Source organism: Streptomyces humi, assembly GCF_001005085.2.
Classification (GTDB): Bacteria; Actinomycetota; Actinomycetes; order Streptomycetales; family Streptomycetaceae; genus Streptomyces; species Streptomyces humi.
Map to the genome: position 1 here is coordinate 1 of NZ_LBMU02000163.1, position 1,883 is coordinate 1,883.

At 70.1% G+C, this 1,883-nt stretch carries 2 protein-coding genes; one reads left to right on the top strand and one right to left on the bottom strand.

All coding sequences use genetic code 11. The features are described from left to right. Nucleotides 1–1,399, bottom strand: a 1,399-nt coding sequence (locus AAW13_RS43535; protein WP_071659885.1) for an aldehyde dehydrogenase, incomplete at its 3' end; no start/stop codon positions are given. Nucleotides 1,400–1,576: 177 nt separating this feature from the next. On the opposite strand from AAW13_RS43535, the gene AAW13_RS43540 reads away from it, so the two are divergent. Then, a partial coding sequence (locus AAW13_RS43540) for a TetR/AcrR family transcriptional regulator (protein ID WP_143145115.1) occupies nt 1,577–1,883 on the top strand: 307 nt, incomplete at its 3' end.

Below are 1,883 nucleotides of genomic sequence, written 5' to 3' on the forward strand. Positions count from 1 at the left end.
CCGCTCCGTACTCGCGGCCGACGCCGCTGGCCTTGAAGCCGCCGAAGGGACCGTCGAAGGCGACGGAGGCGCCGTTGACCGTGATGGTGCCGGTGCGGATGCGGCGGGCGACGGCCAGGGCGTGTTCCTCGTCGGCGGACCAGACGCCGCCCGAGAGGCCGTACTCGGAGTCGTTGGCGATGCGTACGGCGTCGTCCTCGTCGTCGTACGCGATGACGACCAGGACCGGGCCGAAGATCTCCTCCTGGGCGATCCGCATGGAGTTGTCGACGTCGGCGAAGACGGTGGGCGTGACGTAGTTGCCCTTCTCCAGTCCCTCGGGGATCTGCGGCCCGCCGGTGACCAGGCGGGCGCCCTCGTCGATGCCGAGCTGGACGTAGTCGCGCACGCGCTGCTGCTGGTCGGGGCGGATCATCGGGCCGATGAAGGTGTCGGGGTCGTTCGGGTCGCCCACCTTCAGCGACTCGACCAGTTCCTTCAGTGCCGCCACGACCTCCTCGTACCGCTCGCGCGGAGCCAGGATGCGGGTCTGCGCGATGCACGACTCGCCGTTGTTGAGCAGGGAGCCGAACTTCAGGCCCGCGACCGCCTTCTCGATGTCGGCGTCCGGCAGGATGACCGCGGCGGACTTGCCGCCCAGTTCCAGACTGACCCGCTTCAGCTGCTCGCCCGCGATGGCGGCGATCCGGCGGCCGGCCCGCGTCGACCCGGTGAAGGCGATCTTGTCGACGTCCGGGTGCGAGATCAGGTGTTCACTGGTCTCCCGGTCGGCGGGCAGCACGCTGATCACTCCCTCGGGCAGGCCGACCCGCTCCAGCAGTTCGGCCAGGAAGCCCATGCTCAGCGAGTTCTCCGGGGACACCTTGAGGACCACGGAGTTGCCCGCGACCAGGGCGGGGATGATCTTCGAGGTGGCCGAGGAGAACGGCGAGTTCCACGGGATCACCGCGGCCACGACGCCGACCGCCTCCCGGCGCACCACGCTGCGCAGCGGGGACGCCGGGTCGGAGGGGACCAGGGTCTCCTCCCAGCCGAACTCCTCCGCCGCCTTCAGGTAGGCGTTGGCCTGCCGGGTCAGGCCGGGCTGTCCGGCGCGGGTGAACCAGCCGGCCGAGCCGTTCTCCAGGGAGATCAGGTGGGCGATCTTCTCGGCGTTCTCCTCACGGAGCGCGTTGAACCTCCGCAGGGCCGCGATCCGCTGCGCGGGCGGGGTGAGACGCCACTCACCCCTGTCGAACGAGGCCCGTGCCGCGGCCACCGCGCGGTCGATGTCCGCGGGCCGGGCCTGGGCGACGCGGCCGATCACCGACCTGTCGTGCGGCGAGTCGATGTCGAGCAGCTCCGGGGCGCTCGGCTCGACCCAGGAACCTCCGATGAAAAGCCGGTCGTAGGTGATCATCTGCGTTCTTCTTTCCGTCCAACGGAGTTCAAGTGACACTTCAATGTAGCACTTCCAGAAGTTAGATGCACATAAGCGTCGCGGTACAGCGAGCATCGACCTCAGTGGAGCTACCCTTTGGGCATGAGAGTCGACGCGGCACGCAACCTGGCAACCGTCCTGACGACCGGCGCGCGCATGCTCGCCGCGGATCCGGGCGCGAGCGTCGCGAGCATCGCCGCCGAGGCCGGTGTGGACCGGCGCACCGTGTACCGGCGCTTCGCCTCCCGTGAGGACCTTCTCGCGGCCATCTACGAGTCCCGGGTCACGGCCGTCGAGCGGGCCATCGCGGACGCGCGGCTGCGGGAGGCACCGGTGGCCGTCGCGTTGCACCGCTACGTCGAGAACGTGGTCGCCGTCAACCGCAGCTGGCCGGTCGACCTGGCCCGCATGCTCGCCGACGACGCCATCCGACGGCGGCGGGACGCGTGCGTCGCCGAGGTGG